The sequence below is a fragment of the Bartonella sp. MR168JLCBS genome (assembly GCF_042194175.1).
Window position 1 is genome coordinate 36,424 of the sequence record NZ_JBHIMP010000012.1, and the last position, 6,000, is coordinate 42,423.

At 36.5% G+C, this 6,000-nt stretch carries 5 protein-coding genes; 1 reads left to right on the top strand and 4 read right to left on the bottom strand.

Going from position 1 to position 6,000, the window contains the following annotated elements; all coding sequences use genetic code 11:
* Positions 1-560: 560 nt before the first annotated feature.
* Positions 561-1,562 carry a bifunctional riboflavin kinase/FAD synthetase gene (locus ACFIK8_RS07285; RefSeq protein ID WP_375644938.1) on the bottom strand — a complete coding sequence of 334 codons (1,002 nt, stop codon included), beginning with the start codon at positions 1,560-1,562 and terminating at the stop codon, positions 561-563.
* Positions 1,562-2,407 carry a TIGR01459 family HAD-type hydrolase gene (locus ACFIK8_RS07290; RefSeq protein ID WP_375636389.1) on the bottom strand — a complete coding sequence of 282 codons (846 nt, stop codon included), beginning with the start codon at positions 2,405-2,407 and terminating at the stop codon, positions 1,562-1,564. The genes ACFIK8_RS07285 and ACFIK8_RS07290 overlap by 1 nt, the downstream gene beginning before the upstream one ends.
* A 1,240-nt stretch (positions 2,408-3,647) precedes the next feature.
* Here ACFIK8_RS07290 and ACFIK8_RS07295 point away from each other — a divergent pair.
* Positions 3,648-4,007: a helix-turn-helix domain-containing protein gene (locus ACFIK8_RS07295; protein ID WP_375636387.1), complete on the top strand. Its 360-nt coding sequence runs from the start codon at positions 3,648-3,650 to the stop codon at positions 4,005-4,007.
* Between the two features lie 661 nt (positions 4,008-4,668).
* Here the strand turns inward: ACFIK8_RS07295 and ACFIK8_RS07300 are convergent.
* Both ACFIK8_RS07300 and ACFIK8_RS07305 read right to left on the bottom strand, forming a co-directional pair.
* A complete protein-coding gene (locus tag ACFIK8_RS07300; protein WP_375636575.1) occupies positions 4,669-5,043 on the bottom strand; it encodes a helix-turn-helix domain-containing protein in 375 nt (124 codons plus the stop codon).
* Positions 5,044-5,108: 65 nt separating this feature from the next.
* The gene (locus ACFIK8_RS07305) at positions 5,109-5,894 is read right to left on the bottom strand and encodes a DNA adenine methylase (RefSeq protein ID WP_375645185.1); all 786 of its coding nucleotides are present in this window, start codon (positions 5,892-5,894) and stop codon (positions 5,109-5,111) included.
* Positions 5,895-6,000: the final 106 nt, after the last annotated feature.

Consider the following 6,000-nt stretch of genomic DNA (forward strand, 5'->3'; position numbering starts at 1 on the left):
TACGTGATTGGTTAGCACAAAGCCGCTGCTGACCACCGCTCTACTTCACGAGGCTCAACAAACGAACCTTTTTTTTAATATTCATCATATGATACTAAATATCACATGCGTAAGATTTTACATAAACCCAATCCCATCATAAAAGACGATATGTCATAATAAAACAAATTAGAAAAAAGAGACCATAAACTTTTGAAATAAAAGAGTTATCGATTAAATTTTATCAAACTATAAGCTTAAAATCGCAAAAAATTTTAAAAACAGCCTTTCTCTCTCTTCACGTCTATTATTGCCAAATAGGCTGAGGCTTATTCTTTACTGCATCTTTTATGATGGGTTTTAACGGATCAGAAAGAAACAAGCAGTAAACTTTTGAATGACAACAAAAGCCATAAAATGAACTTTGAAAAAGATAATGCCAAAATCAGATATTCAGATATTCGATTCTCCCTCTCAACAACGGAAACAACATATATTCCACGATGTTTTGGAATATATCTTTGTGATTATAATCACTTTAAGTGCTATTTTTACAGCTCTTTTATCTTTTGCAGATAAGTTTAGGGCATATTTTTAAAAGTAAGCAGCCTATCCAACTTTGATAATGGTTGTGCTATCTTTAAAATTTCTTTTGCTTTTTTTTCATCACGATGCATTTGCGCAATCAAAGGTTCAAGCCCATCAAATTTTTCTTGTCCTCGCAAAAACTGGAAAAAAGAAACGGTACAGCTTTCCCCATAAAGGTCGTCGTTAAAGTCAAACAAATAGGTTTCCAAAAGTGGCGCACCATTTTTAACAACCGTTGGACGACAACCAAAGCTTGCAACACCATCATACAAAACACCGTTCGCACGACGCAAACGTACCGCATAAACACCATGAGCCAAGCGAACTTGGGGAGGCAACATTTGATTGGCGGTAGGAAATCCCAAAAAACGCCCAAGTTTATCGCCTTGAATAATATTGGAGCATACCCGATAGTGATACCCTAACAAATGAGCTGCTTTGTCCACTTTTCCTTGTGAGAGAAGCTGCCGAATAAAACTAGAGGAAATAATCAACTGTTGTGAATCTTGAAGACGCGAAACGCAAGGAACTTGCACAACCTCAAATCCATATTTCTCTCCCCTTTGGCAAAGAAGCTGCACATTTCCACTTTTCTGATGACCAAATTGAAAATTTTCCCCTGTCACCACAACTGAAACATCAAAAGCCTGTTTTAAAATCGATTTGATAAATTCATCCGCTGAAAGCGTGGCAAAGTGCGCATCAAAGGGCTGTTCAATCACACCATTAAAGCCAAGGACTTTAAAAATTTCAGCTTTTTCAGCTGCCTCTGTCAAACGATAGACAGGAGCTGAACGTTGAAAAAAACTTCTTGGATGTGGTTCAAAGGTTAAAACAACTGCTGGTTTCTTTTTTATCCGTGCGAAATCAAGCGCTTTTTGCAACACCATCTGATGTCCGCAATGAACACCATCAAAATTTCCAAGTGCCAACACGGCTCCCCGCCAAGCCGAGGGAAACATGTGAGTCCCCTGAAGACGCAAAAAATTAGCCATTACTGAAGTGCCCACATGATTGCTTGTGGTTTATAACCATGACGTTCAAGAAAAGAATGCAAAGCTTGCTTATCCACCACACCATTTTGCGCATAATCATAATGATGAATCCCCCCCATAATATAAAGGGCATCAAGACCAAAATGAGCCGCCCCCTTAATATCCGTCAAAAGACCATCACCAATAGCTAAAACTTGACTTTTTTCCACAATTCCACGAATGTTTTGAAGTTTTTCAAAGGCACACTCATAAATAGGCGCGTGAGGTTTTCCAGCAATGCGTACTTCCCCCCCTAATTGTTGATAAAGACGCGCCAATGCACCAGCGCACCAAAATTCTTTATTTCCATAATGGACAATCACATCAGGATTAGCACAAATAAAAGGTAAATTCCGCGCCCGCATGCGAAGAAACATCTCCTCATAAGCAGAGGGCTCTTCGTCAAAATCTTCAAGAAAACCGCTGCAGACGACAACAGAAGCCTCCCATTCTTCAACAAATTCACACTCTAACCCTTCAAACAGCACCAAATCACGTTGTGAACCAATAAAAAAAACTTTACGCGGAGCTGTCCGAATGAGATCGCGCGTTACATCCCCTGAAGTGATAATGGCATCATAATAGTCACGATGAACATTCATGCTTTGTAATTGAGCAGCAACATCTTCCCGTAGCCGAGGAGAATTGGTCAATAAAATAACATTTTTTCCCATTTGTCGAATTTTATACAATGCTTTCAACGCTGGTTCAAATGCATGTACACCGTTATGCACAACACCCCACACATCACAAAAAACAGCATCATAATGCGTTATAATAGTCTCAATATGGGTAAGTTCATTCATGGTGCACCTATCTTTATTTATCATTTAAAGCTGTCTTTTATTTCAAAACTACTTACCGAAAGATAATACTTGTGTCATCTGCTTTCTCAAACCATATTCCAACTTTGCATCGCTTATAGCAATCATAAAAAATGACAAAATAAATAAGTTATCGTTAAGTTGTGCAAAATTCTAAAACGCTTTATATCAAAAGCTTATCATTCCACAATGCTCATTTTTCTCATAAAAACTTTAATTCTAACAATAACTGCGTTGATACAGTTTTTTATCTAAAACACGCATATTCTTTAAAACGAACAAAAAACTCCTTAAAAAAACGCTTCCCTAAGTATAGAATTATTAATTTATAATAATAATTTATTATTCATACATAATGAGAAACCAAAATATCTTTTCTCATTTCAAATCTGTTGATATTGAATCAATCAAAACTATTCGCTTGCACATTATAAGCAGGATGAGCGTATAAATAAAAACACGTGAAGAGAGAAAAAATAGCTTTTATGCTCCCTTTCAAAGGTAAAAACTGTCGTAATATTTTAGACTGACAAAGAGTATGTGCCCTCCAAGCATCTTTTTTTCAGTAAAGATAGAAATATAGCTTTTATCCCATTCATCGAAGCTTTTACGTTATACACTTTACGAAACGCCATTTGTGAAATGGGCGCTAACATTGAGAAATATCTTCTCAAAACAAACATGTGAATATACAACAACCAAATCTATTCTGTTTTGATTTTATTTTGCATGAGGGCTCTTTACTCATAAAAGGTTTCCCCTATCATCATGATATCTCAGACGCATCAAAACAAGCCATTTTGGTTATTGGTTAAGCACAGCACCATAGGCAGTGCCTTGAGCTTAAAAACCAAGGTTTGCCTTTGTAAAAAGCGAATCTTAAAACATGAGTTTAGTAAGCGGGTTTTAAAAAGTTGAAAGGCAAATAACCTCTCATTTAAAAAAATCTATCCATCTTAAGAAAAACTATTTTTATTGCCAATCTCCTAAAATTACTTTACTAATTAGAAAATGTATTGGTCGTATACGCAACGACCAATAGGGCCTTGAAAACCCGAAACCCTAGCGTAAAAATAAACCCAGTGTGTGGGTATCCCGGAATTCCGGGAGATTTTGTTATGTCCAGGTGCTCCAAGCACTAAAAGCAAAATGCTGACTAGGGTTCAGTGTTTTCAAGCTCCCGGAATACCAATGCGAGGGCGCTCGCAACCGGAGGGGGCAAATACAAACTCAAAATCTTAATGTTGATCTTTTTGTAGGCAAAAAAATTCGCTTTAGGCGAAAAATGCTCAAAATGTCTCAAAAAACATTAGGGCATCATTTAGGTGTCACTTTCCAACAAATCCAAAAGTATGAAAAAGGCTTAAATCGCGTGAGCGCAGGACGTTTAAAGGAAATCTCCGATATATTGGATGTCCCTATTGCCTTTTTTTACGCTGATATCATCAAAAAAGAACATACCCCGTACCATCATGATGAAATTGTAGCGAGTAAAGAGGAATATTTGCTTTTAAAAAGTTTTAGAATTCTTACATCTGTCAAACAAAAAGCAATTTTAAAATTAATTTCTGATCAAAATTAAAACCTTTAAAAACATAAGTATAGGGTGCTACACGCTCTGTTCTTGGCTTCCTTCCCACACATCAAAGGATGCAAATCCCTCCTCAAACTGGTTGATACCCAATCCAACTTCTCAAAAACAGCTCCCTCTCGGCTTCACATTTCATATGGTTCCTTTCACAAAATTATACAAGAAAGCCCTCTCTTGAATATTCACTACACTCTCTTATCAAAACACCCCATGCATAAAGTTTTTATGCCTTACACCACACCTCAAGCGATATTGATTTATAAAGAGTATTCATTGTTTTGCATGTTAAATGAGAATCCAGAATAGCGTAAGATCCTTTCATTTCAGACCCGCTCCATGTTGAATCAACCAAAATCATGTCTCTTGCAAGTTACAAGCGGAAAGAGCCCTTGTGGATAAAAAACTATTAAGAAAGGATTAAAAATGCCCCTAATGAACCGTCTCAAGTGCCAAGGGCTGTAGCAACACCCACGAGCTGGCAAATATGCGCCGGCTTACTCCTTTATGAAGCGTAAAGATCGTGGTGCTCAATGGATCTACCATTATACCATTCACGGATAACATGTAAGTTTTATGTAAAAATAACTTGCTGTATTTATACAGCTTTTTTACAGTGAGGGACGCGTAAATAAAAGTTAGGGAATAGGATTTTCTAACATTTCTCTATAAAGCACGCTTCGCACAATGTTTCTAATGTTTCTTTGAAGTCTACTAACGCTTCTTGATGTAAGCCATCTAAAAGCCTCATAAACGCAACAACAGTTTCACGTTGCAACGGAGTAGAAGGTTTTATTATGATGCTTTTTCGACACGAATAGGCTTCTTTTTTTAAGAGAGAAGCCATAGCTTTATCTAAACCATAAAGCTCTATGATCTTTTCTTCCAATCCTACAGGAACAGATTTTTTGCCAATTTCTACAGAAGATAAAAATGCTACAGATATGTCTAATTTCTTAGCCATATCTAAGAGGCGTTCTGAGTGATCAACGCGAAGTTTACGTAAAATTTTACCAAAGGGTGTAAGCATCAAAAAAAGTCCTATTAGAGAAGAAATATTTTTTCTGATTCTAACAAATCTTTTTATGATTTTCTTCAATTATTACGAATCAAGAGTTCTTTTCGGGGTGGTTTTTTAGCAAAACCAGAGGTCCAAAGAGTTTCTAATTCTAAAAAGTCAAAATCCTTAAAGATCTCTCTAACCTCATCACAATCATTCAGACTCAAAACAAATTTGCCTTGAATGCTTTTGAGAACTTTTGCCATACTCACAAAATCATCTTCAACAAAATTCCCAGAGCTGTAACATTTCTTCTTCACAAGATAAGGCGGGTCTAAATAAAATAAACTGTCGGGTGCATCAAAAAGTTCGACAACTCGCTCCCACGATAAATTTAAGATTGTTGTATCAAGAAGCTTCTGTCTAACACGCCGCATCCTTGATAACAGCTTATCGGGATTAAATGCTATAGGCTTTTTCCTTCCAAAGCTAAAAGAGACATAATCTTTTTTCCCATACATCACACAACGTTGGAGAAACAAAAAACGTGCGGCTCTTTCAACTTTGGAAAGGCTTTCTGGGGCAATAGATGCAAGTTCAAAAAACAACTGTCTTGAACAAACAAACCATTCTAGTCGTTTGGCTAAATCATCAAAGTCATTTTGAACACATTGAAACAGGTTCGTAATCTCTCCATTCAGATCATTAATAACGGAATATTTTGCTGGTCTTTTATTTAGGAAAATAACACCAGAACCTAAAAACGGTTCAACATAGGTTTCATGGTCAATATTATTTAAAATCGGTATAATTTTCTTACGCAGATAGTGTTTACCACCCATCCACGCAAACAATGTTTGTGTAAATTCTTGTTTCATCATATTTTTAAAGGAGAGATTTGATATCTAACTTTTTGTTATCCACTTTTTGAGGTGTGAGAAGCTATTCTCTACGGCGTCCACAAAACGGGAAAAATCTATTACAAAC

What these genes read in the sequence shown, in the direction of transcription:
- ACFIK8_RS07300 (WP_375636575.1), bottom strand. Translation starts at nt 5,043, where the DNA reads ATGCTTACACCCTTTGGTAAAATTTTACGTAAACTTCGCGTTGATCAC.
- ACFIK8_RS07305 (WP_375645185.1), bottom strand. Translation starts at nt 5,894, where the DNA reads ATGATGAAACAAGAATTTACACAAACATTGTTTGCGTGGATGGGTGGT.
- ACFIK8_RS07285 (WP_375644938.1), bottom strand. Translation starts at nt 1,562, where the DNA reads ATGGCTAATTTTTTGCGTCTTCAGGGGACTCACATGTTTCCCTCGGCT.
- ACFIK8_RS07290 (WP_375636389.1), bottom strand. Translation starts at nt 2,407, where the DNA reads ATGAATGAACTTACCCATATTGAGACTATTATAACGCATTATGATGCT.